The sequence below is a fragment of the Duganella sacchari genome (genome assembly GCF_900143065.1).
Lineage (GTDB): Bacteria > Pseudomonadota > Gammaproteobacteria > Burkholderiales > Burkholderiaceae_D > Rugamonas > Rugamonas sacchari.
Genome location: NZ_FRCX01000005.1, coordinates 444083 through 468224, shown reverse-complemented (window position 1 = coordinate 468224; position 24142 = coordinate 444083). Strand labels below are relative to the sequence as shown.

The 24142-nt window shown below is 61.0% G+C and carries 19 protein-coding genes; 3 read left to right on the top strand and 16 right to left on the bottom strand.

Annotation, left to right across the window (positions count from 1 at the left end):
* Positions 1-68: 68 nt before the first annotated feature.
* The 5 genes from BUA36_RS13635 to BUA36_RS13615 form a co-directional block, all read right to left on the bottom strand.
* A complete protein-coding gene (locus BUA36_RS13635; RefSeq protein ID WP_139260549.1) occupies positions 69-1907 on the bottom strand; it encodes a glycoside hydrolase family 28 protein in 1839 nt (612 codons plus the stop codon).
* 10 nt (positions 1908-1917) lie between these two features.
* Positions 1918-4533: a pectinesterase family protein gene (locus BUA36_RS13630; RefSeq protein ID WP_072785313.1), complete on the bottom strand. Its 2616-nt coding sequence runs from the start codon at positions 4531-4533 to the stop codon at positions 1918-1920.
* The gene (locus tag BUA36_RS13625; protein WP_072785311.1) at positions 4530-5306 is read right to left on the bottom strand and encodes a rhamnogalacturonan acetylesterase; all 777 of its coding nucleotides are present in this window, start codon (positions 5304-5306) and stop codon (positions 4530-4532) included. Before BUA36_RS13625 ends, BUA36_RS13630 begins: the two co-directional genes overlap by 4 nt.
* 93 nt (positions 5307-5399) lie before the next feature.
* Positions 5400-8123, bottom strand: coding sequence for a TonB-dependent receptor plug domain-containing protein (locus BUA36_RS13620; RefSeq protein ID WP_072785309.1), 2724 nt, complete (start codon positions 8121-8123; stop codon positions 5400-5402).
* A 205-nt stretch (positions 8124-8328) separates the two neighbouring features.
* Complete coding sequence (locus tag BUA36_RS13615; protein WP_072785307.1) at positions 8329-9033, bottom strand: FadR/GntR family transcriptional regulator; 705 nt, start codon at positions 9031-9033, stop codon at positions 8329-8331.
* A 279-nt stretch (positions 9034-9312) separates the two neighbouring features.
* Here BUA36_RS13615 and garD point away from each other — a divergent pair, with 279 nt between their 5' ends.
* Complete coding sequence (gene garD / locus BUA36_RS13610) at positions 9313-10875, top strand: galactarate dehydratase (RefSeq protein ID WP_072785305.1); 1563 nt, start codon at positions 9313-9315, stop codon at positions 10873-10875.
* A 21-nt stretch (positions 10876-10896) separates the two neighbouring features.
* Positions 10897-11703, top strand: coding sequence for an NAD-dependent epimerase/dehydratase family protein (locus tag BUA36_RS13605; protein ID WP_072785303.1), 807 nt, complete (start codon positions 10897-10899; stop codon positions 11701-11703).
* On the opposite strand, the gene BUA36_RS13600 is transcribed toward BUA36_RS13605, so the two are convergent.
* Positions 11700-12599, bottom strand: coding sequence for a LysR family transcriptional regulator (locus tag BUA36_RS13600; protein ID WP_072785301.1), 900 nt, complete (start codon positions 12597-12599; stop codon positions 11700-11702). The two genes, BUA36_RS13605 and BUA36_RS13600, sit on opposite strands and share 4 nt — an antisense overlap.
* Before the next feature lie 104 nt (positions 12600-12703).
* Between BUA36_RS13600 and BUA36_RS13595 the strand changes: the two genes are divergently transcribed.
* Entirely contained in the window at positions 12704-13093 is a 390-nt protein-coding gene (locus tag BUA36_RS13595; RefSeq protein ID WP_072785299.1) for a RidA family protein, read from the top strand.
* Here BUA36_RS13595 and BUA36_RS13590 read toward each other — a convergent pair.
* The 10 genes from BUA36_RS13590 to ftsE all read right to left on the bottom strand — a co-directional run bounded on the left by BUA36_RS13590 (position 13090) and on the right by ftsE (position 24138).
* Positions 13090-14088 (bottom strand): GlxA family transcriptional regulator, encoded by a 999-nt coding sequence (locus BUA36_RS13590; protein ID WP_072785297.1) that lies wholly within the window; start codon positions 14086-14088, stop codon positions 13090-13092. The two genes, BUA36_RS13595 and BUA36_RS13590, sit on opposite strands and share 4 nt — an antisense overlap.
* Positions 14085-15152 carry a DJ-1/PfpI family protein gene (locus BUA36_RS13585; RefSeq protein ID WP_072785295.1) on the bottom strand — a complete coding sequence of 356 codons (1068 nt, stop codon included), beginning with the start codon at positions 15150-15152 and terminating at the stop codon, positions 14085-14087. Before BUA36_RS13585 ends, BUA36_RS13590 begins: the two co-directional genes overlap by 4 nt.
* Before the next feature lie 70 nt (positions 15153-15222).
* Positions 15223-17508 (bottom strand): type II CAAX endopeptidase family protein, encoded by a 2286-nt coding sequence (locus BUA36_RS13580; protein WP_072785293.1) that lies wholly within the window; start codon positions 17506-17508, stop codon positions 15223-15225.
* Complete coding sequence (locus BUA36_RS13575; RefSeq protein ID WP_072785291.1) at positions 17505-18245, bottom strand: ABC transporter ATP-binding protein; 741 nt, start codon at positions 18243-18245, stop codon at positions 17505-17507. The genes BUA36_RS13580 and BUA36_RS13575 overlap by 4 nt, the downstream gene beginning before the upstream one ends.
* Positions 18246-18306: 61 nt before the next feature.
* Positions 18307-18984, bottom strand: a complete 678-nt coding sequence (gene lepB, locus BUA36_RS13570; RefSeq protein ID WP_072785290.1) for a signal peptidase I — start codon at positions 18982-18984, stop codon at positions 18307-18309.
* 64 nt (positions 18985-19048) lie between these two features.
* Entirely contained in the window at positions 19049-20791 is a 1743-nt protein-coding gene (gene ggt / locus BUA36_RS13565; protein ID WP_072785287.1) for a gamma-glutamyltransferase, read from the bottom strand.
* Positions 20792-20802: 11 nt separating this feature from the next.
* Entirely contained in the window at positions 20803-21282 is a 480-nt protein-coding gene (locus BUA36_RS13560; RefSeq protein ID WP_072785285.1) for a hypothetical protein, read from the bottom strand.
* Positions 21283-21435: 153 nt separating this feature from the next.
* Positions 21436-22323 carry an RNA polymerase sigma factor RpoH gene (rpoH, locus tag BUA36_RS13555; protein ID WP_371851446.1) on the bottom strand — a complete coding sequence of 296 codons (888 nt, stop codon included), beginning with the start codon at positions 22321-22323 and terminating at the stop codon, positions 21436-21438.
* 241 nt (positions 22324-22564) lie between these two features.
* Positions 22565-23485 (bottom strand): permease-like cell division protein FtsX, encoded by a 921-nt coding sequence (gene ftsX, locus BUA36_RS13550; RefSeq protein ID WP_072785281.1) that lies wholly within the window; start codon positions 23483-23485, stop codon positions 22565-22567.
* A complete protein-coding gene (ftsE, locus tag BUA36_RS13545; RefSeq protein WP_072785279.1) occupies positions 23482-24138 on the bottom strand; it encodes a cell division ATP-binding protein FtsE in 657 nt (218 codons plus the stop codon). The genes ftsX and ftsE overlap by 4 nt, the downstream gene beginning before the upstream one ends.
* Positions 24139-24142: the final 4 nt, after the last annotated feature.

Genomic DNA, 24142 nt, shown 5'->3' with positions numbered 1-24142 from the left:
TCTTGACGTTATCCGGCCCAAGTATATGCCAATGCCCCCGCGCTGCTTTTGCGGCGATGCGACGCCTGTCAGGCCGACAGGGTGGTGTTATGCACCTTGCCGCCGATGGTCACATTCTTCAACGTCAGGCCTTTGACGTTGTACAGATACCATGGCGCCTCGGTGTTCACCGGTGTACCGAAATCACAATCGGCGATGGTGACGTCAGTGACCGGGAACACCGGCGGCATGGGCTGCGGCCCGTTGTAGTCCGACGCCACCGGCCCCAGAATTACAATCGCCTGGAAGCAGGAAGCGGTCTTGCCATCCTTGGTCACATTGCCGGCCTTGATGTTGGAGATGTGGATATTGCTCACCACCGGCGGCCGAATACGCACGTTGTCGCTGATCGGCGTGTAGTCGCAATCAAAGGTAACGATGGCGCCCGCCGCGGTAGCCACGGTCTTCGATTGAATCGGCGAACCAGGCAGGGAAGCATAGAACGAGGGCGAAATCTGTACGCCGTTCGGCACCGTGCAATCGCGGACGTAGAAGTTGCGCAGATAACCGCCACGGTTCATATTGGTCTTCATGCGAATGGCCGTGTTGAGCGGGTTGGTTTTCCAGTTCGCGTTTTCAAACACCAGCTTCTGTGCGAAGACGTTCTGGATGCCGCCAGCCATCTCGCTACCGAGCGTCACGCCCCCATGACCGCTGTGCATGATGCAGTTCTGGATGACGATGTTCTGCGAAGGGCCATACTGCGTATCCTGGTCCTTGCCCGCTTTGATGGCGATGCAATCGTCGCCGGTATCGAAGGTGCAGCCATCCACCAGCACATGGTCGCATGCTTCAGGATCGAAGCCATCGCTGTTAGGGCCGTGGCTATGGGCGTACACATTCCGGATGACGATGTTACGGCAGTGGACAGGGTGGTGCTGCCAGAACGGCGTGTTCTGTACCTTGTAGCCCTGCAGCAGAACGTTGGTGCAGCTGATGAACTGGATCATTGGCGCGCGCAGGTAATGACCGGCGCCGAATATGCGCTTCGACAGCGGCACGCCTGCTTCGGACAATGCCGGCAAATACTGCGCGTCGGCACGCCACTTATTGCCTTCACCCTGAATCAGCAGGCGCTCTTCTTCCGTCAGTGCTGGCGCCACGCTGGCCAGCGAGGTGGCATTGTTCGGGTTCTCGGTGTTCTCCGACATCTTGCCGGCTTTGAAGTTGGGCGTGGTGCCCTGGCCGATGGAGTTGATGGTTTTCTGTTTGCCTTTCCAGGTCCACCAGCAATCGCCGGCGTCGTTGAACGGCACGCCGCCCTGGCCGTCGAGGATCGCGGTCCAGTCGTCGCCAGTCAAGGCGATGTTGTCCTGGCCGTAGGCGTAGATCATCGGCGAGTAGTTGAGGCAGTCGTTGCTCTGCCAGCGCGAAATCGTCAGCCTGCCGTTCTTGCCGCAATCGATGTCGCCGTACTTTGCGAAGTCGGCGGGGTTGTGGCTGAAGTAGACGTGCGCGCCTTTGGCCAGGTGAACGTTCACGTTCGATAGCAGCACGATAGGGCCGGCGCAGTACCAGTCGCCAGCAGGGATCATTACGCGGCCGCCACCTGCCTTGTGGCAGGCATCGATCGCGGCTTTGATGGCGGCGTAGCAGTCCGGCGAGCCTGGGGCTGGTGTGTTCAGACTGTCCTGATCCTCATGCGAGATCCACGCTGTGACCTTGGTTAGCTTGCACGGCCTGGCGCCGTAGGCAGTGATATTGAAGTCCTGTTTGCGGAAATGCAGCGGCCTGGAGACGTAATCGACAATCGCCTGTGCTTGCAGCCATGGATCGGGCGCGGTAGCCGCAACGGCGGGAAGGCTGAATGACATGCTCGCAGCTGGCAGGGCTTTCATCAGATTGCGGCGCTGGGTGTTGATGGTCATGCTGTAATCCTTATTCATCCGAATTATTGAATTCACCGAGGAAGATGTCGGCTGGTGCCGCTGGTTTGCTGTAGCCCAGATCTTTCACCGGATCGATGCCCGCCTGTATCAGGTTATTCCAGTGATCGTCCGAGTTGTATTGGACCGGACGATAGGAGATCGTGCCTTTTTTGTTCCAGTCGGACCAGGGTTGCTGCTTGTTGATGTGCGCCCCGATACGCGAATTCAGGACCACCATTTTTCCGACCGCTTCCAGCGAGATGCGGGCCACCGTACCTACTGGCGTTTTGTAGCCGTTGCCCGGGCCGTAGGTGCAGCGGTAGCCCTCCACTGGCAACGGTGCGTACGGTGTACAGCGCGAGCTGTGGAACCATTGGCGCAGCAGGTACAAATTGTCGCTGCGTTTGCCTTCATGCGTGAAACGGACGCTGTCGAAGACGAAGCCGTATTTGGTGTTCAGGTGGGTATCTGGAGCGGCCACGTAGGAGACGCCACGGTCGCCCAGCGTACGGATCTCGCTCTGATAGAAATAGGCCGTGCTGTCGCCGAAGATGAAATCGACATCGCCCTCAATGTAGGATTTGTTGAAGAAGCTGCGCACGGTGCTGCCGATTTGCGGCGACTTCAGATAGAGCGTGTCCTGGAAGCCGAGCAGGCGGATGTTTTCGAATTGCGCCTTGTCCGCACCATCCACTTGCAGCGCGAGGGCCTGGTGGTGGATGTTGTTGATGTTCGGGAGCGCTTCAGCGCGGGCATTGCCGGTGTCCTTGTTGTAGCCGTTTTCAAAAGTCAGATTGCGCGCCTGGAAACCGCTGTTCCTGATCCAGGCGGTGGCGGTACCGAAGGTGCCGATCTGCTCGCGGGCTTTGACGCCGGTGTACATGGCTTGAATCTCGGCCGGTGCATTTGCGAACTGTGCGCCATGTGCTGCGTCATATGCGGCGCCGGTCATGGAGGCTTCCAGTCTTGCGGTGATACGGGTAGACGCTGGCTCTTTGCCTTCGCCGTATAGCGTGATGGGAGCGACGGAAGCGGGGATGTAGACCAGTTCCGGATACACGCCTGGCTTCATCAGCACATAGAGGCGCTTGGCCGGCTTCACGGCGCTGTCGATGACCGCACGGTTGATGGCTTCCTGGACGGTGGTGAAACTCCGCTTGCCATCGGCGGTAGCATTCTTATCGACGATGTAGTCGGGCGTGAATGACGCGCCTTTTGCCAGCGGATCGGACAGCGGGTCCCAAGGATCGACAGTTTCTTTGCCGGCGATGCCGACGTACTTCAGCACTTCGCTGTAGGCATACTGCCTGGCTTGTTCCTTCGTCAGCTGTGGGCGCGTGCTGGTCGCGGCCTCGGGGAAGGCGATAAAGCGGCAGGTGCCGCTGCCGTTGCTGCCGATGGCTTCGCCGGACAGACTGGCGAATTCAATCTTGCGTTCTGCCTTGCCAGCGATGCTGACGTTGCGCAGTGTCGCCTGCACCGGGCGTTGTTCATCATACCCTTGCACGATAACGCGGCCAGGCGTGACGCTATGCACATCTTCAAAATGGATGTTGGTGTAGACGGGAACTTGCGCGCCATCGGCTTTCTTGTTGTAGCTGGTGCTGATGTCGATGGGTGCTTTTACATCGCGCAGACAGATGTTGCGGTAGTTGACCTGATCGACCACACCGCCGCGCGAGACGTCGCTCTTGATGCGCAGGCCGGAGGTGGTGCCATCCATGGTCAGGTCTTCCACCAGCACGCGCCGCACGCCGCCATTGGTTTCGCTGCCGATGGACATGCCATGGCCGCTGTAGAAGTGGTTGTGCAAGACCGAGATATTTTCCGTGCCGCCGTTGTTGCCTGCTTTGATGGCGACGTTGTCGTCGCCAGTGCGGATATGGCTGTGGGCGATGGTGACATTACGCGACGAGATGGGATCGATGCCGTCGGTGTTGCGCGCCGTGGCTGGTGTATCAATGCGTACGCCCCAAGCCGTGAAACCGTCCACTTTGTTCAGCGTTACGTGAAAGTTGGGTGAATTGCGTAGCGCGATGTTGTGCAGGGTGATGTCCTGCGAATTGGTCACTTCGATCAGTCGTGGAACGTTCTGGCGGGCGTCCTCTTTCTGCGCGCGGCGGGCAAGCTGCCACCAGGATTCTGAGCCGCCATCAACCACGCGGCCACCTTGGCCATCAATGGCGCCCGGGCCGTAGATGCCGCTGGAGCTGGCGTTGTCGATGGTGATGAATGGCTTGCAACCGCGGCCTTGCTGGTCGATGGTGCCGCAGGTATTGGCGCCGCGGTCATACAGTTTTGGATTGGCGCTGGCTTGCAGGATGGCGTTGGCGTCAATGATGAGACTTACGCCGCTGCGCAGTTTCAACGGGCCGGCAGTGAAGACGCCGGCCAGACGCACGGCGCGGCCGGCGGGGCACTGGTCAATCGCGGACTGGATGCGCGCGGTATCATCGCCGCCTGGCGCGGTGTCGGTCAGCAGGAAGCACGACGGTGGCGCGACCGGCTCCGTGACCTTGCGTGTGTCCTGCGCGCAGGCTGGCGCGGTGCATAGCGCGGCAAGCAGCGCGGCGGCAATAGCCTTCGTCGCATGGCGCCGGGTGGCCGACGTTGAGCGCCTCGTCACTGTTCGCTCTCCGGTTTGAACTGATTGGACGTTTCCGGTATGGCGCGCTTGACCTCTTCCATCACCATGCGCGAGAAATAGGCTGCACCTTTGACGCCGAGGTGAGTGCGGTCGAAGGCTGTCCTGGCAGCGCCTGCAACCTCCACTTTACCGGCGGCTGGGGTATCGTAATCGGCTGGGCGCGGCGCCATGGCCAGCGTGTCCGCTTCATCCTGCCCCATGGACTGAACGGCCGCGTAGCTTTCCGCATTCAGATCCAGCAGCGGCGTTTTTTGCGCATTGGCGGTGGCGCGAATTACGTCGGCCCACGGCGCCAGGTTGTTTTCCAAAACACCGTCCTTGAAGGTGCGGCGGGTCAATGGCGTCAACAGCACTGGTATGCCGCCGAGTGCTTTCACTTCCTGCGCATAGCGCGCCATGTTAACGGGGAATTCAGTTTTCAGATCGGTAGAGCGGCCTGGCTTGCCCGGTTGGTCGTTATGGCCGAACTGGATCAGCACATAGGTTGTACGGTAGGCGGCTGCACCGCGCAGCAGTCCTTCGACTTCGTCCCAGCGGCCTTCGGCGCGGAAGCTGCCGGAACTGCGGCCACCCTTGGCCAGGTTGATGCAGGTATTGGCGCGGTTCACACGCGCGCAGAATGCGTCACCGTAGCCGCTGCTGCTGGCCATGGTGGAATCGCCTACCAGAATGAAACGTACTGGCTTGTCGGCTGCGTGGGCCGCGCTGGCGAGCAGGGTGGCAGCGGCGAGGGAAGTGATGAGGTGTTTCATGTATTGTCCGGATAAAAAAGGGCGCCGGCCGTGATTGCGGTCCGGCGCCCAATGCTCAGGCGGAGAGGTTCAATTTATGCGACCAGGTTTCCATCAGAAGTTGTAGGTTGCACGGACGTTGTAGGCGCGGCCGATAGGGCTGGCTGCGCTGCTCAGATAACCGTAGGTGTACAAGCTGCTGTTGGTGGCTGGCGGCGGCACGTTGAACAGATTGGTGATACCGCCGGTCAGCTGAATGTTCTTGAAGCCATTGTACGTGGTCGTGAAGTTCCACACCTTGTACGAGTTGATGTTACGCCAGTACGGCTTGGCCACCAGATTCTGGTCGGTGTACTTCGAGTTGTAGTTCTGGGTCAGTTGCGTGTTCCAGTTGCCGGCCGCCCAATTCAGCTTCAGCGTGTGCTTCCAGCGATAGGTGATGATCGGGAAGCTGGAGGTGGTGCCGTTGCTGGCCAGGCCAAACTGGCCGATGTTCGACGCGAACGGGCTGCCGTCATACAGCTGGTTGTCGAACTGGGTCAGGTAGGTGCCATCCAGCGCAACCTTGAATTCACCGTATGGCGTTTTCGGGAAGGTGTACGAACCCGAAACGTCCACACCTGCTGCACGCTGGCCGCCCAGGTTCATCGTGGTGTTGTTGATGTAGTTGATGGTGCCATCGGCATTGCGCACGAAGTATGATGCATACTTCACCGGGTCCAGGAAGTAGACCTGTTCTGGCAGGTTGGCCAGCATATTGGTCATCTTGATGTTCCAGTAGTCGAACGACACCATCGCATTCTTCACCGGTTCCATTACCACACCCAGCGTGTAGCCTTTCGACTTCTCTGGGACCAGGCTGGCGTTGGAGCCGGTCTGTTTAGGCAAGGTGGTGTTGCAGACGGTTGACGCGACAAGGCCAGGCAGCGCGGTGCCGGTGCCAGCCACGCCCGGCGTACCGCCAGGGCACAGTACTGGATCATCCCACTTCGCTGCCGTGGTGGTGGTGGCGCCTGGCAGACGGTAGCCGTAGCGGTCGAACAGGGTCGGTGCACGGAAGCCGGTATTGGCCGAGCCACGGAACATCAAGGTCTTGGATGGCTCCCAGCGGAAACTGAGCTTGGGATTGACGGTGGTGCCGAAGTCGCTGAATTTGTCGGCACGCACGGCGCCGTTCAGTTCCAGCGTTTTGGTGACAGGCGCGTTCACCTCGGCAAACAGCGCAGCGACATTGCGCGCGCCTTCACCATGCGCCGGCGAGGCGTTGGCGTAAGTGACCTCGCCGCCGATTGGCAGTTTGGTGTCTTCGGTGGTGTCGCGATGGAAGTCGGCGCCCAGTGCCAGTGCCAGCGAACCGCCTTGCAGGTCCATCAGCGCGCGGCTGGCGGTAACGTCAACACCGGTGAAAGTCGATTTGGAGGTGCGGTTTTTGGCGCCGTCGACGCTGATGGTAGCCAGGTAGGCTTTGCCGTCCGCATCCTGCAGGCCGAATGGATTCAGCTTGCCGTTCTTCAGGCCGTCCAGCAGGCCCTGGCCTTTGACGTAGCCCGAGTAGTAGTAATTGTCGCGCTGAGACACACCGATCACCAGGCCAGCCTTGTAGTCCCAGCCTGCGATCACGCCTTCGTCGCTGATGGCCAGGCGCTGGTTGAGCTGCACGTCTTTGGTGGTGGCCAGGCCCAGATCGGCCACGGCCCAGGTCAGGGTCAACGGAGCATTGTTCAGGCCCGCCACTGCTGGCACGCCGCCGCTGCCACCCGGGTACCATTTGCTGGTCGATGGCAGAATCGCTGCCACGCCGTTGACGTTGACGGCGTTGGTCGGGTTCTTGGTGCCGAGGATGAACTCTTCACCACGCGAATAGTCGACGGTGACGATATGGTCATCGCTGATTTTCTTTGCGCCGCGTGCGTAGAAGGTAACCTGCTGGTTGGCATACAGCGCGGTGCCGTATTCATTGTTATCCAGGACGCAGGTATTTTTCTGGCCGGTGATGGAGTACGGCGCCAGACAGCCCTTGGTGCCGTAGGGGTTTTGCGCGGTCTTGTTGGTCGGCGTGGTGAAGTTGGCCGGTGTGGCATTGCCGCCGGTGCCCAGAGTCGGTGCGCGACCCAGTGCGGTCAGCTGATCGGCGGTGCTCAGATAAGCGCGGTCCGATTGTGCCAGGCGCGTACGCTGGTGCGCGTCGATGGTGGCGTAGAAGCTCCAGCCATCGCGTTCCAGGTTACCCTTGCCCCAGGTGGCGCTCAGACGCTGTTCATCGCCACCACCCTTTTTCTCAGGCTGCACGGCTTGCGCAGTAATCGATGCGCCTTCGGACGATGTCTTGGTGATGAAGTTGACCACGCCGCCGATTGCGTCGGAGCCATAGATCGAGGAGGCGCCGTCGCGCAGGATCTCGATACGCGCAATCGCGCTGATCGGAATGACATCCAGGTTGGCGTAGCCGTCGGCGATTGCTTCGTTGGCCAGGCGGCGGCCGTTGAGCAGTACCAGGGTGCGGTTCACGCCCAGGCCGCGCAGGTTGATGTTTGTACCGGAGCCGGCGTTGGACGGCGCCAGCGATGCCGATTGCGGCAGCGCCATCATGACGTCTGCCAGCGTGGTCATGCCTTGCTTGACCAGGTCTTCTGCTTTAATGGTGCTGACCGGCAGAGAAGCTTCGCTGGCCACACGCTTGATGCTGGAGCCGGTGACTTCGATACGGGTCATGTTGGCATCGTCGCTGGCGGTTTGTGCTGCGGCCTGATTGGCCAGCGTGAGCACGGCCAGGCTAATGGCGGTGAGCAGCAGGCGTGGCTGGGCGTAACGGTTCTGGACCGAGTGCGCGGACTTCATGATGTTGTCTCCTTCGTCTCTTGAATAAAGTTATACGCCGCGTTTAAACGCTGGCGTGAGTGGAGTACCTCGCGTACTCCGTGCCGCTGAGACGAGGACCGCTGCGCTGAAAGCGCAGGCCGGACGAGGTCAAGCCGGTCATAACTTGATTACTTTATGCGCGGTCCGGCATCGAGGCCGGACCTGCGTTTGCTACAGATGCTGCTTATCCTCGCGAGAACGTACGGGTCACGCGTTCAAGGTGGGCGCGCATGGCCTTGCGCGCCGCCGCCGGATCGTGGGCGGCAATCGCCTCCAGGATGCGGCGGTGGTCCTTCAGCGTTTCCTGACGCAGTTCTTCGGTCTGGAAGTGTTCCTTAAGCTTGTGCCACAGGCGGCCGCGCTGATCCCACAGGTAGTTCAGCGATCCGACTAGCGCGCTATTGCCGGTGGCGCGCGCGATGGCCAGGTGGAAGTTGCGGTCGGCCTGTTCATTGCTCGAATAATTGGCGTGGTGTTTTTCCATCTCTTCCACCGCCTTGAGGATGGCGTCGATGGCACTGTCGGTTGCTACCCGTGCGGCGATCGCGGCGATTTCCGATTCGATCAGGCGGCGTGCGGACAGCACTTCAAATGGACCTGGACCTGCTTCCGGCAGGTCGGCTTCCGCAGGTTCCGGCAGTTCGCTGACGTAGACGCCGGAGCCGCCGCGCACTTCGATCACGCCACCCAGTTCCAATGCGATCAGTGCTTCGCGCAGGGAAGCGCGGCTGACACTGAGCTTGGTGGCGAGGTCGCGCTCGGACGGCAGGCGCTCGCCGGCGGCGATGTTTTCGTTGCGGATCAATTCCTGGATGCGGTCCGCCACCACGCGGTACAGGCGCGGTTCGTGCGTATTGCCATCAGCAGGAAGTGCAGTCTTTTTCAACATTGATGTCTCGTCTATATCGGTGGCTTATTGAATTGCCATCTGGTCAGGCCATTCTAAGGTGGTCAGACCAAATACGCAATGTGGACTAGCCAAATTAATTTTTAACTGGCATACTGAATTCATGGAGCAGCCTTCTTCAGCCCCTGTTTACAGGGCTAAACCCTGGCTAACCATGGGGGTTTCAGAGTGTAGCATGCAGGCCACAGATCGAGCTGGCCAACCAATAACAGAAGTGGTCAGGCCACTTTGTGAGACTAAAAAACAACGTAGGAAAGCCAGATGACGACATCGCCGAGCGCCAATACGCCGCGCTACATCCTCATGCACGACAACGATAACGTTGCGATTGTCGTCAACGACGGCGGCTTGCCTGCCGGCGCTGTTTTCGCCAACGGTCTGACGCTGCTGGAAGCGGTCCCGCAAGGTCACAAGGTCGGCTTGCGCGATCTGGCCAAGGGCGACGATGTGGTCCGCTACAACGTGACCATCGGCTTTGCGGCCAAGGACCTGCCGGCGGGCAGCTGGCTGGCCGAGCACAATGTCGAGATGCCGGCGGCGCGCGAGCTGGCCGGCCTGCCGATTTCCACGCGCGTGCCGCCGGCGATGGAACCGCTGGAAGGCTATACCTTCGAGGGCTACCGCAATCCGGATGGCAGCGTCGGCACGCGCAACATCCTGGCGATTACCACCACCGTGCAATGCGTATCGGGCGTGGTGGATTTTGCGGTGGAGCGCATCAGGAACGAACTGCTGCCCAGGTATCCCAACGTCGATGACGTGGTGGGGCTGGAGCATACCTATGGCTGCGGCGTGGCGATTGATGCGCCGGGCGCCAACATCCCGATTCGCACCATCCGCAATATCGCGCTGAATCCCAACTTCGGCGGCCAGGCAATGGTGGTCAGCCTGGGTTGCGAGAAGCTGCAGCCAACGCGCCTTTTCCCCAAAGGTTCGATCCCGATCCAGAACGCGGGCGGCGCCGATCCTGGCCTGGTCTGTTTGCAGGATGCGCAGCATGTGGGCTTCATGTCGATGATTGACTCGATCATGAAGCAGGCGGAAATCAATCTGGCGGAGCTGAACAAGCGTCAGCGTGAGACTGTGCCGGCATCGGAGCTGGTGGTCGGCGTGCAGTGCGGCGGCAGCGATGCGTTTTCCGGCGTGACCGCCAATCCGGCAGTGGGCTTTGCTACCGATCTGCTGGTGCGCGCAGGCGCCACCGTGATGTTCTCGGAAGTGACGGAAGTCCGCGACGGCATCGATCAACTGACGTCGCGCGCCACCACACCGGAAGTGGCGGAAGCCATGATCCGCGAGATGGACTGGTACGACAATTACCTGAAACGCGGCGGCGCGGACCGCAGCGCCAACACCACGCCGGGCAACAAGAAGGGCGGCTTGTCCAACATCGTCGAGAAGGCGATGGGTTCCATTGTCAAATCGGGCAGCGCACCGATCTCCGGCGTGCTGTCGCCCGGCGACAAGCTGACACAGAAAGGCCTGATCTACGCCGCCACGCCCGCCAGCGATTTCATTTGCGGCACGCTGCAACTGGCGGCCGGCATGAACCTTCACATCTTTACCACGGGCCGCGGCACGCCGTATGGCCTGGCTGAAGTTCCGGTGATTAAGGTCGCCACGCGCAATGATCTGGCCAGGCGCTGGCACGATCTGATGGACATTAACGCCGGCCGCATCGCCAGCGGCGAAGCCACCATCGCGGAAGTAGGCTGGGAGATGTTCCGGCTGATGCTGGACGTCGCCAGCGGCCGCGAAACCTGGGCGGAAAAATGGAAACTGCATAACGCACTGGTGCTGTTCAACCCGGCCCCAGTGACCTGATTAAAAACACCTGAGACGACCATGGCAAAACCATTTAAACGATTACTGCTGACCGGCGCCGCCGGCGGCCTGGGCAAGATTCTGCGCGACCGCATCAAGCCGTGGGCCGATGTGGTGGTGCTGTCCGATATCGCCGATCTGGGCGAGGCACGCGAGGGCGAGGAAATCGTCCAGTGCGACCTGGCCGACAAGGCTGCGGTAATGAAGATGATGGAGGGCGTGGAAGCGGTGCTGCATTTCGGCGGCATCTCGACCGAAAACACCTTCGAGAACATCATGCACGCGAATATTCTGGGCACGGCCAATGTCTACGAGGCTGCGCACAAGCAGGGCGTGAAGCGCATCATCTTCGCCAGCTCGAATCACACGGTGGGCTTCTACCGCAACACGGACTATATCGATGCAAGCGCACCAACCCGTCCTGATTCATTCTACGGCGTGAGCAAATGCTTTGGCGAGCAGCTGGCCAGCTACTACTGGGACCGCACTGGCCTGGAGACGGTGAGCTTGCGTATCGGCTCTTCGTTCCCTGAACCGAAAGACCGCCGCATGATGGTCACCTGGCTGAGTTACGACGACCTGGTGGAGGCGCTGCGTCGTTCATTGTTTGCGACGCGGGTGGGCTATACCATCCTGTTTGGCATGTCGGACAACGACGTCGCATGGTGGGACAACAGCAAGGCTGCGCACCTGGGCTACCAGGCCAAGGACAGCTCCAGCCAGTTCGACGACCACTTCCCCGATACTGGCGAATACCCGGACACTAACGCTGCGGTGACTTACCACGGCGGCGCCTTCGCGCTGGCCGAAATGCGCTACAAGGACTAGATCTTCGCCATCAACTCGTCTATCCATGCCATGAACACGCGCAGCTTGGCGCTGACGTGGCGATTCTGCGGGTAGGCGAGATACATCGGCATGGCGTCCGCCTGCCAGTCTTCAAATAACGGTATCAGCTCGCCGCGCGCTACATGGTCTCTGGCCATGTAGCGTGGCAGCCAGAGCACGCCCATGCCTGCCAGTCCGGCGGCGAGATAGGCGTTACCGTCATCTGCGGCGACGGTGTGGCGGGCATGAATTTGCAGCGATTCGGCCTCGCGCCGGATTTGTATTGGTGCGATGGTGCCACTGCTCGAGCGCAGAAAACCGACGATGCGGTGCTGTGCCGTCTCCAGTTCCTGCGGATGCGCGGGCGTGCCCTGTTCCTGCAGATAGCCTGGCGCGGCGTAGACGCCCAGCGGCAGGTCGCCAACGTGGCGCGCGACCAGTGACGGCAAGGTGATTTCACCACCGCGCACGACGCAATCGACGTTCTCGCCGATGACATCAATGTTACGGTCGCTGACGCCCATGTCGATTTGAATGTCGGGGTAGCGACGGTGGAAATCCGGCAGCGCTGGCATCAGCACGAAGCGGGCGAACGGGCTGGGAACATCAGTGCGTAAGCGGCCGCGTGGTGCGGCCAGTTCACCAGTGATGCCGCTATCTGCCTCTTCCAGGTCGCCCAGGACGCGCACCACGCGCTCGTAGTAGGCGGCGCCTTCCGGCGTTACCTTAACCTGGCGCGTGGTGCGGTTGAGCAGCTTGACCTGCAAGCGCGCTTCCAGTTGCTGCACCAGCTGCGATACCGTGGTCTTGCTCATGTGGAGCGTCTGTGCGGCTTTGGTGAAGCTGCCTGCTTCCACCACGCGTACAAACGCCAACAGGGTGTCGAATCGGTCCATGGGATTGTGTGGAAATACCAAACAGTCATTGTACGACTTGCCTGTTTATCGGGTGGCGCGATGTTTATACAGTCTCGTTACCGCTTTATTCAACGAGGAGTTTTATGTCTGTACGTGACGTTGTTTTTCCGCCGGGCCGCCAGGATCTGTATGAGCGCAACCGCTACTCACCGGCCGTGCGTTCGAATGGTTTGCTGTTCGTTTCGGGGCAGGTGGGCAGCCGGCCGGATGGTTCGCCTGAACCGGAACTGGAAGCGCAGGTACGCCTGGCCTTCCAGAACCTGAACGCCATCCTGTCGGCAGCTGGTTGCACCTTTGACGATGTGATCGACGTGACAGTGTTCATCGTCGATCCAGAGTCGAAGTTTGAACGTATCTGGTCAGTGGTCGGCGAATTCTGGGGCGGGGCGCCTCATCCGACCGTGACTGCCGTTGGCGTGACCTGGCTGTATGGCTTTGACTTCGAGATCAAGGTGATTGCCAGGGCGGCTTAATGTTGGCCGGCAGTGCCATGGCCGGAAAAGCGGTTGCGGTACTGTCCTGGGCTGATGCCCAACTGGCGCTGGAAGACACGCCGCAGATTCTGTTCTTCCATGTAGCCCATGTTGGCCGCGATGGTTTTTAGTGGCAGGGCGGTTTTCTCCAGTGCGCGGCAAGCCGCTTCCAGCCGCATGGCTTCTACCATGCGGGCTGGCGTACGTCCCATCTGGCTGGCGTAGGTGCGGGCGAACGTGCGCGGCGTCATGCCGGCTTGTTCGGCCAGCCGTTCTACTGTCAGGTTTTCATGCAGATGGGCGGCTACCCAGGTGTGTAGTGCGTCGAAACGGCCGCCTTCCTGTGTCTGTGCCGCCAGTGGTACGCTGAATTGCGACTGCCCGCCAGAACGCTTGATGAACATGACCATCTGTCGTGCCGTTTCGATGGCGACGTGATGGCCGTAGTCTTCCTCGATGAGCGCCAATGTCAGATCGATGCCGGCGCTGACGCCGGCCGACGTCCATATGGCGCCGTCCTTGATAAAGATTTTGTCGGCATCGATGTCCACCTGGGGATACAGCTGGCGCAAACGTTCCACCCATTCCCAATGCGTGGCGACACGTTTGCCTTGCAGTTGGCCGGCGGCGGCCAGCAGGAAAGCGCCCGTGCACACAGAGCACAAGCGCCGTGCATGCGGCGCTTGCCGCACTATCCATTTGACCAATGCCGGATGAGCGTAGAACTCCTGGCCTTTGCACCCGCCTGCGGCGATGATGGTGTCGATTGCCATGCCGTCCAGCGTGGCGATGGGCACGGTCATCACCGGCAGGCCGGCGCTGGTGTTGATCAAGCCACCTTCCGCAGACGCGACGATAGTGTCGTACAACGGCCCTGCGCTGCCGCCATGGCGCTTGCTGGCGGTCGTCAGCGCCTGCAGTGGGCCGCTCAGGTCCAGCAGGTTCATATCGTCATACGCCAGCAAGACGACGCGCAGGGTGGTGTGGGCCTTCATCGATAAGAAGGATACTCGAATTCCAGCGCCACGAAGAATGCTGTGCGCTGGCCGTAGCGCTGCGCCAGTTCGGCCAGTGTGCGGTCTAGTGCCTGCCCGGGCAGCGTGGATGCCGGCGATGGCAGGGTTGGCGGCGCTTCGGCATCCGTCGCCGCGTAGTCGGGAAGGATGGTCAGGCCATTCTGTGATTGCAGCGCATTGGTGCTGCTGGCGACGGCATATACCCGGCTGCGTTTGGAGCGTGCCCACGCATCCGCGCTGAAGGCCAGTACAATCTCATCGACGCCTGCCGCAACAGGCACGCCAACCCGGTCCGGTGCATGGAACCATTGATTGGTGTAGCGAGTGATATAGGCGCCCAGATTGACGCCCAGCGTGGGGTGAAAGATGTCGCTGTTGTGCGTGGTGCGCCAGTCGCTGACGCCGATGTCGCGTGCCAGCGTTGCCGCGCGCTCGTTGCCAGCGATGGCTTCCACCAAGGCGAGCGCCGTGGGCATGGCGGCACTGATGCCGGCGCTGGATACAACGCGGCCATCGGCTACATAACGGACATTGGTTTGCCAGTTGGTGTCGGGGTAGTGCTCCTTGCGGTAGGATTCGCTGGCCCAGTGCGCGGTGGCACGGCGGCCTTTGAACAAGCCGGCGTTGGCGACCACCACCGCACCGTCGCAGATGCTGACGATGGTCGCGCCTTTGCTGCTTTGGGCTGCTATCCACGCCACCAGCGTTGCATCGTCCGGTTTGACGACGGCCGGCACGATGACGTAGTCGGCGCCATCGGAGAAGCTGGCGTCAAACTCCGCAGTGGTTTTGTCTGGCTGGATGCGCAGGGCCGGCTGCATTTTCAGCGGACCGGCTTGCGTGGCGACCGTCAGCACCTGCGCGACACCGGAGCGCGCCAGCACGCCGTAGGGAATCGCAAAGTCGGTCAGTTCGGTGCCGCCGTTGTAACCAACGACAGCAATCACAGGCTGGGTGCGGCCATGCGGATTCTGATAGTGGGGAATCTCGCCAGCAGTGGCAAGGCGGCAGAGCAGCAGTAGGGATAGGAGTAATGTACGCATGCATACATTATCTGGCTGCGGCTTCGTGACGGAATGACATAAAACAGTCAATTCCTGCCACTAGGTGCGATCAGTATTGCTGTGAGAGGATCATGGCGTTGTACACCGCGTGGACCAGCATGGGCGCCAGCAGGGTCTTGCTGCGTTCATAGGTCCAGGCGGTGCACAGGCCCAGCATGAATACCGGCAGCATCGATAGCGGCGGGTGGACCACTGCAAAGATCGCTGCGCTCATCAGCATCGCTTGCGGCGCTTTCATCGAGCGGCGCAGACCGCCGTAAATCAGGCCACGGAAGATGAATTCTTCGCACAGTGGCGCTGCCACCACGGCCAGTGCCCATATCCAGCTACGCGCACCTTGCAGCGCCGTGGCGCTTTTGCTGATCTCTTGCCATAGCGCGGTGTGCTGCAGTACCTGCATATAGCCGATGCCCACAGCGCCGGCGACAGCGGTTGCGATAGTGGCGCTGCCCAGTGTTTGTTTGAGCGCCATACCGCGCCAGATGGCCGGCACGCCGGTCGTCCTGCTGCGCCAGTAGACCAGCCGCATCAGCCCATACACCGTGATGCCCGCGATACCGAAGGCGATGCTGATGGTCTGTATATTGGCATTGCCAAAAAATAGCAGCACGATGCCTTGCAGGATAAAGAATGCAGTGGCGGCGATCAGGCCATCCGAAGTGGATACGCGCGATGGCGGAGCGGCGGCGGGATCGAGCAGATAGGGCAGGGAGTCGCGCGCTTTCTGCCACAGGGCCAGTGCCATCGACGCGGTCAGCACCATTACCACCAGCTTTTGCGACCATACGCTGCTGTAAATCGACCAGGTGTAGAAGCTGGCCAGCAGCATGTACAGATACACATAGGTTGGCCTGACGCGCGTACGGACATCGACTGCCTGCGGATCGCATGCGAACACGCCCAGCGATACGGCGATCATCGAATAGATCGGAATGCCGATGGCGACTGTCAGCACGAGCACCAGCATGTACCAGTCGTAGTGCGGGGAGTACCAGGCACAGATGCCCAGTACAATGGCGGGATACAACAGCGTCAGCATGCCCCACAGCTGCGCCTTCTCTTTCAATACACTTTCGATGGAACGCGGCACCGTGTACAGCAGCCAGAGTACCTGGCCCTCGTTGTTGAGCGTCTGGAAGGCTGACAGCATCAGCACATATACGCCGATGCCGAACGCGATGGCGGCGGCCAGTGTGTGATGTTCGCCCAGTTCGGCGAGGCTATTCAGTTTGCCATTGAAGACCATCTGGCTGCCGACGATAATCACTGGCAGCAGCAAGGTCTGGAACAGGAAATTGCGGTCGCGGCCAAGCAGGCGCAATTCGCGGCGCTTGACCGGCGACAGCAGCGCGTGCCAGCCGGCGCTGTTTGCCGCGTTCACCACCTGCTTGCGCCGCACGCTTTCGCGTGCACCGGAATTGACCACGCCATGCCGCAACTGATAGCGCAGCAGCTGCATACCCGCCCATACCATCACGACGATTTCGGCCAGCAGCAGCGCGCTGTGCATCGCCAGCTCACCCAGGCCATGCGCCTGTATCGCCTGCAGCACCTGTCCGGGCGGCAGCCAGCTCACCCACGCCGGGAAGCCTCGCGCCCACTCCATGACAAAGCCATTCGCTTGCGGCATGCCGAGCGCCATGACGAAATAGATCAGCGGCAGGTTGAACAAGCCGGTCACCGCTTGCAGATTGCGCAGCTGTGAGGCGGGTAGCCACATGCGCAGCCCGGTGTCGGCCAGTGTGTGCAGCATCGCTGCCAGCGGCAGCAGGACGACGGTGGACAACAAGGCCACCGGCAGTACGGTCCATGTGTAGCCTGAATGCCAGGCGATGACGCCATATGCCGGCATCAACGCAAACCAGCCGCTGATGTTGCTGACACTGCGTTCCAGCACGCGCCCCCACAGCAGCAGGGAGCGTTCCACCGGCATGGTCACCAGCCATTCCAGATCCCAGTCCGGCTGCGCCATTTCCTTGTTCCCCAGGGGGAGCAGCACGGCGATCAGGAACAGGGTGCTGAGCTCCATGGTCAGGCCGTTCATCAGCGCCGGCGCGAATGCGGTGGGGATCGCCGTGTGCGGGCCGTTGCGGCAGACGCTGTCCGCATCGAGATGACAGTACATATTGGTCACCACGTTGTCGGACATGCTGACAAACGAGAAGGACATGAACACCACCATCAGCGCGGTCAGTATCCACAGGTTGCTGCGCTTGCCGGCGATGCCATCGCGCGATTTTTTCTTCTTGAAGCGGAACAGGTTATTCGCGAGCATATTGCGCTGGCGTGTCAGCCGCATTCTGGTCATGAGCCAGATGGTGTGGGCTGCGCTCATTGCGCTGTCTCTTCAGCTGCTTCGTCGGTAATTTTGAGGAACACGTCTTCCAGCGAACCACTGGCCGAAGACTCGGCGCGGATTTCGTCGAGCGTGCCGGTGGCGACCAGTTCGCCGCGATGGATGATGCCGACGCGGTCGCATAGCTTTTCCGCCATGTCCAGCAAGTGAGTGGAAACAAAGATGGTGACGCCGCGCGCCGCCGCTGCCAGCAGGCGCTCCTGCACATCGCGCGAGGCGCGCGGATCGAGGCCGTTGATGGGTTCATCCAGTATCAGCACGGCGGGATCGTGTATCAAGGCGCAGGCCAGGCCCAAGCGTTTTTTCATGCCCAGCGAGTAGTTGACCGCGTAGTCTTCGCCCGCTTCTTCCAGGCCGAATTCCGCCAGCAGGCGCGCGCTGCGCTGGGCCGATTCGGCGCGCGAGTAGCCGTGCATCTCGCCGACGAATTGCAGTATCTCGCGGCCGCGCAGGTAGTCGTAGAAGATGGGCGTGTCGGGCAGATAGCCGACGCGGCGCTTTACTTCCGCCGGTTCGGCGTGGCAATCGAGGCCGTCGATGCGGACCTGGCCGCCGCTGGGCACCAATATGCCCATCATCATGCGGATGGTGGTGGTCTTGCCGGCGCCGTTGGGACCGAGGAAGCCGAACACTTCGCCGCGCTGGACGGTGAGTGTCAGCGGCTTGACTGCGTTGAAACTGCCATAGACTTTGGACAGTCCTTGAAACTCGATCATGAGGGCACCGGCAACGTTATGAATTTACTACCCCCATCATAACACTGCGCGGCGCCTGCCCTTACTGCCTGGGATAGAGGCTCATGCCGAAACGTTCGGTACGCGGCATCCAGTTGCCGGTGATGTCGGCGGAAGCCAGCACCCGTTCGGCGCGGCCGATCAGCAGGGCGCGCGGCACCAGCCCGATATAGCGCGAGTCTTCGCTGTTGTCGCGGTTATCGCCCAACATCATGTACTGGCCGGCTGGCACAACGATGGTGTCAAAATCGCGGCGCGCCTTGACCTGCGGCAGGAACTGGATGGCGTGGCTGTGCTGGCCCAGTGATTCATCGACGCGGACCGCGGCCAGTTCGCCCACGCCCTGGATGTTTTCAGTCGTGTGGCCCATGGCGGTATAGCCGGCCTGCTGGCCATTGATGATGAGCTGTTCGTTGTGCATGGCGACGCGGTCGCCGGGCAAGGCGATCACGCGCTTGATGAGGCGCATGCCGTTGACCGGCGAGGAGAAGGTGACGATGTCGCCGCGCTGCGGTTCGCCGGTGGCGCTGATGACGATGCCGGTCAGCGGCACTTTCACGTTGTAAGCCAGGCGGTTGACGAACACCACGTCGCCCTCCAGCAGATTGGGATGCATGGAGGCGGACGGAATCGGATTCCAGTCGGCGACCGCCGTGCGGAACACGCCAAACAGCGCCAGGAACAGCAGGAATCCTTTGTTGGCGCGTACCCAGTTTTTCATCGTTTGTTCTCCCAAGTGAGTGGTAGTGGCGCACTCATATTGTGAGCAGATTCTTAACGATGGCTTAGTGCGCGGTTTTTTGTACCAGCGCGCTGCCGACGCCGTGGCGATGGCCTTCGCTGACGGCGGTCACCGTGCCGTCCTGGTTGAACACCAAGGCATTGGCGGCGCCGATTTCCTCGGGCGTCTTGCTCCAGTGCTGGCCGGTTTTCTCCAGCGCGAGCGCTTGTGCGGTGCCGGCGAAACCGGGTTCGATATCGGTGTTCATGCCGTTGCGTTCGGACAGACGCGGTGCGTTCACGGCATCCGGCATCGACATGCCAAGGTCTACATGGTTGAAGATGGTTTGCAGCACCGTGGTGATGATGGTTGAGCCGCCCGGGCTGCCGATCGAGAACGCCGGCTTGCCGTTCCGGAAGGCGATGGTCGGCGACATGCTGCTGCGTGGACGTTTGCCCGCTTCCGGCACGTTGGGAGCAGGGCCGGAGAAATCGAAATCGGTCATCTCGTTATTGAGCAGGAAGCCATAGCCCGGCACCACGATGCCGCTGCCGCCCCATGCTTCAATCGTAAAGGTGTAGGCGACGATGTTGCCGTCCTTGTCGGACACCGTGAGATGGGTGGTGTGCGCGCTTTCCGCAATTAGCTTGTTGGCGTTGGGACGCAGCGGGATGCTGCTGTCGTTCTGGAACGGGTAGGGATCGCCCACCGGCGCCTGCACGCTGGCCTGCTCGGGGTTGATCAGCTCACGGCGGCGCGCGGCGTATTCCTTGCTCAGCAGGCCGGTTACCGGGGCATCCACAAATTCGGGATCGGCCAGGTAGGCGTTGCGGTCGGCGAAAGCCAGACGGCTCGCTTCCAGATACAGGTGTTCGGCCTTCTCGCGCGGCATCGACCTGAGGTCATAGCCCTCCAGAATATTGAGCGCTTCGGCGATCGCGATGCCGCCACTGCCAGGCAGCGGCATACCGTATAAATCATAACCACGATAGGTGCTGTGTACTGGCTGGCGCAGGCGCGCTTCATAGTTGGACAGATCGGCCAGCGTCATCTGGCCGCTGTGGGCGTTGACCGTATCGACGATCGCGCGCGCCATTTTGCCGCTGTAGAAAGCCTTGACGCCGCCCGCTGCCAGCGTGCGATAAGCATTGGCCAGATCGGGATTGCGCAGCAGCGTGCCTTCGCTGATGGCTTTGCCGTTCCGCAGATACAGCGCGGCAGTGGCGGGGAACATAGCGAACTTGGCCTCATTCTCCTGCGCCAGATGGGAAAAATTGGCGCTTACCTTGAATCCCTTGTCGGCCAAGGCGGTGGCTGGCGCCAGCACTTGCCGGAAGCTCATGCTGCCGTAGCGGTCCAGCGCCTCATGCCAGCCACGCACGGTGCCCGGCACACCCACCGACCTGCCGCTGGCGACCACTGTATCGAAATCCATCGGCTTGCCGTCCTGCTGGAACACGGTGGGCGTAAAACTGGCCGGCGCCGTTTCGCGGTGATCGATGGTGATGACGCGTTTTTCCTTGGCCAGGTAAATCACCATGAAGCCGCCACCGCCTATGCCGCAGCTGAACGGATCGGTCACGCCCAGCGTGGCGGCCGCCGCGACTGCCGCATCGACCGCATTGCCGCCCTGATTGAGGATGGCAATTGCGGCTTGCGATGCCGGCTCGCTGATGGTGGCCACGGCGCCGCCTGTGCCGGTGGCAACCGGTGTCTTGGCGGCGGCCGGCAAGGCCAGGGAAATAAGGATGGAAAGGGTGAACGAAGAGGCGAGAACGGTGCGGGTGGGACGAATCAACGTGGTCATGTGGGCAAGGTTCAAGGTGAGTTAGTGTTGCTCACCTTTAAGCTTACCCGATAATCCGGCGTTGTTTCATTTTTTGCAGGGACTTCCTTGGGATCAAATTCGACCAGCGTGAAGTTGAGGCCGCCCTGGTTGATCGTCGTCGTGCCGTTGGGCATATTGTCTGACAGAACGAAATTACTGGTGCTGCCGTCAGGCTGGACCAGCGCGAAACTGAAGCTGATGTAGCCTGCCCAGACACAGACCGCGTCCTTGCGGCAGCGGCTATCGTTGACCCGGTCCAGCTTGAGCACGGGCGCGCTGGACGCCACACCCGCGCCGCCCGTTGCGGCCGGCGTGAGGGCAACGCTGCCGCCCTGGTGCAGCACGTAGGTGGTGGTGAACGGGGCCGGTGCGCGCACGCTGCCCGTGGCGCTGCCGCAAGCATGTAGCGCGGCCATAACGGCCACCAGTAGCGGTAGCACGAACAGCTGCCGTAGTATATTTTTTTTCATTAGAGAGCTCCTGCATCCTTTGAAAGCAAGCTTAGCAAAAAGACCATAGGCGCGGCGCACGAACGGCACGTGGTCAGCGCCACGTCAAAGGAGGGGCAAAAAAAAATGCCGCTCGGCTTGCGCCGGCGGCATTCCGGGGGAAGCGGGGAGGTCTTACACGTACGCGGCCAGCGCACCTTTCATTTTCTTCAGCGCAGCGGCTTCGATCTGGCGGATACGCTCAGCCGACACGCCGAATTCATCGGCCAGCGTGTGCAGCGTGGCGCCCGAACCGTCGTCGTTGGCCAGCCAGCGCGCTTCGATGATGCGGCGTGAGCGGGCGTCCAGCTTGCCCAGCGCTTCTTCCAGGCCTTCGGACTGCAGACGGGTGACTTGTTCGGCTTCCAGCACGCGGGTCGGCTCGGAGGCTTCCGACGACAGGTAGGCGATGGGCGCGAACTTGTCATCTTCATCATCCGTTGGCGATTCCAGCGCAATGTCACGGCCGCTCAGACGGGTTTCCATTTCGATCACTTCTTCGCGCTTCACATCCAGCGTTTTCGCCAGCTGATCGATCTGGGCAGGCGTCATCGCGTCCAGACCTTGCTTGTGGCTGCGCAGGTTGAAGAACAGCTTGCGCTGGGCTTTGGTGGTTGCCACCTTGACCAGACGCCAGTTCTTCAGTATGTATTCGTGCATCTCGGCCTTGATCCAGTGCATGGCGTAAGACACCAGGCGCACATTCTGATCAGGGTCGAAGCGTTTGACGGCTTTCATCAGGCCGATATTGCCTTCCTGGATCAGGTCGCCATGTGGCAGGCCATAGCCCAGGTAGCCGCGCGCGATCGACACCACCAGGCGCAGGTGGGACATCACCAGTTTCTGGGCGGCGCCCAGGTCGGCTTGGTCTTTGAGGCGCTTGGCCAGCGAGATTTCTTCTTCGTGCGTCAGCATCGGCAGGCGATTGACGGCCGAAATGTAGGCATCCAGGTTACCCAGGCTGCCGCTGAACCCGAGTTCCAGAGCGCTGTTATTGGCAGGTACCACGGACATCATAGTCATTTTCGTTCCCTTCGCTTGAGATTGCTTATGAGCACTAACGTACTCTTTCGAACATATATTAGCACTCTCTGTCGTTGAGTGCCAATCGTTCAAAATTTATGAGCCTGATAGTAAAAATGCTATCAAGACTTTGGATGCGTTTAGGATGCTGGATGGATCTTAGGTCTGACTTAATGATTGAAACATCGTAGACCTGCGGGGGCGCGGTTCCGTGCGCGGACGCACGGAACCGGGAGAGGACTTAGTTGAGGCGGGCAGTATGGCGCTTGACCGACAGGCGGGCGCCGATCAGGCCCAGCGTCGCCGACAGCGCCAGCAGGGCGGCAATCGCTATGGCCGGCAGGGGCGCCAGCTGGAATTCCGATGCGTACAATTTTGCAAATTCGGCAATCGCGGTGTTCAGCGGGCGCAGCGCCAGCGTCACTGCGCCGAGCGCCACCGCACCAGCACTCAGGCCCAGCAAGGCGCCCGTGTAATAGAAGGGCCGGTGGATGAAGCTGTCCGTCGCGCCGATCAGCTTGGACACCAAGATTTCCTCGCGCTGGGTCAGCACCTGCAGGCGGATGGTGTTAAAGATCACCGCCACCACCACCGTGCCCAAGGTAGCTGCGAGCAGCAGCAGGGCCAGACGCAGGATGTTCAGCAGCGCGGCCAGGCGTTTGACCCAGGCCGAATCCACCTGCACGGTATCCACGCCGGGCAGGCTGCGGATCTGTTCGGCCAACTGGTCGACATCGCCGCCGGCCTGGGCGTTGCGGAAGGCATCCAGCTTCAGCACATAGCTGTCTGGCAGCGGATTGTCGCCCAGGGTGGCCAGCACATCGGCCAGGCCGTTCTTGTCTTTCAGGTTCTCCAGTGCTTTTTCACGCGGCGTGAAGATGATCTTGGCTTGCCGGTCTTTCACAGCCTGGCGCAGCTGCACGGCCAGTGCTTCGGCGTTTTCACGCGAAGTCTCCTGTTTCAGGAACACGCTGATTTCCGGATCGACCGACAGCGATTCCGACATCGGCCGCACATTGTCCAGCAGCGTCACGCCCATGAAGGGCAGGGCCAGTGCAATCGCCACCACCAGAATATTGAACAGGAAACCACCGGGCGAGCGGCGCAGGTGCACCAGTGCCGCGCTCAGCGCGTAGCGGTGTTGGCGGAACCAGTAGGTCATGCTGCCACCTCCAGCTGACCCTGGTTGAGGTGGATGACACGCGCGGCGGCATCCAGCATCTGCTCGTCGTGGCTGGAGATCAGGCAGGTCACGCCCACCGAGTTGAATGCCTTGAGCGCATCCAGCACCTTGTTGGCGCTGGCGCGGTCCAGATTGGCGGTCGGCTCATCGGCCAGGATCACTTGCGGACGGTTGACAATGGCGCGCGCGATTGACACGCGCTGCTGCTCGCCGCCCGACAGGGCCAGCGGCTGCGCATCGGCGCGGTCGCCCAGGCCAACCTTGTCCAGTGCGGCGCGGGCGCGCTGCTCGGCCTGCGTCTTGGAGGCGCCCGTGACCAGCAGCGGCAGCATGACGTTGGCCAGCACGCTGCGGTCGGTCAGCAGGCGCTGTTGTTGAAAGATGAGTCCGAGATTACGGCGCAGGAAGGGCACGGCAGCCGGCTTGATGCGGGCGATGTCCTGGCCATTGACGATCACCTGCCCGGAGCTGGGACGCTCCATGGCGGCAATCATTTTCATCAGGGTGGACTTGCCGGCCCCGGATGGGCCGGCCAGAAAGACCAGTTCGCCTTTATTTACCGTCAGCGAGATGTCGCGCAGCGCCATCACATCGGAAGAGTAGTGTTTCGAGACGTTCCGGAATTCGATCATAGAG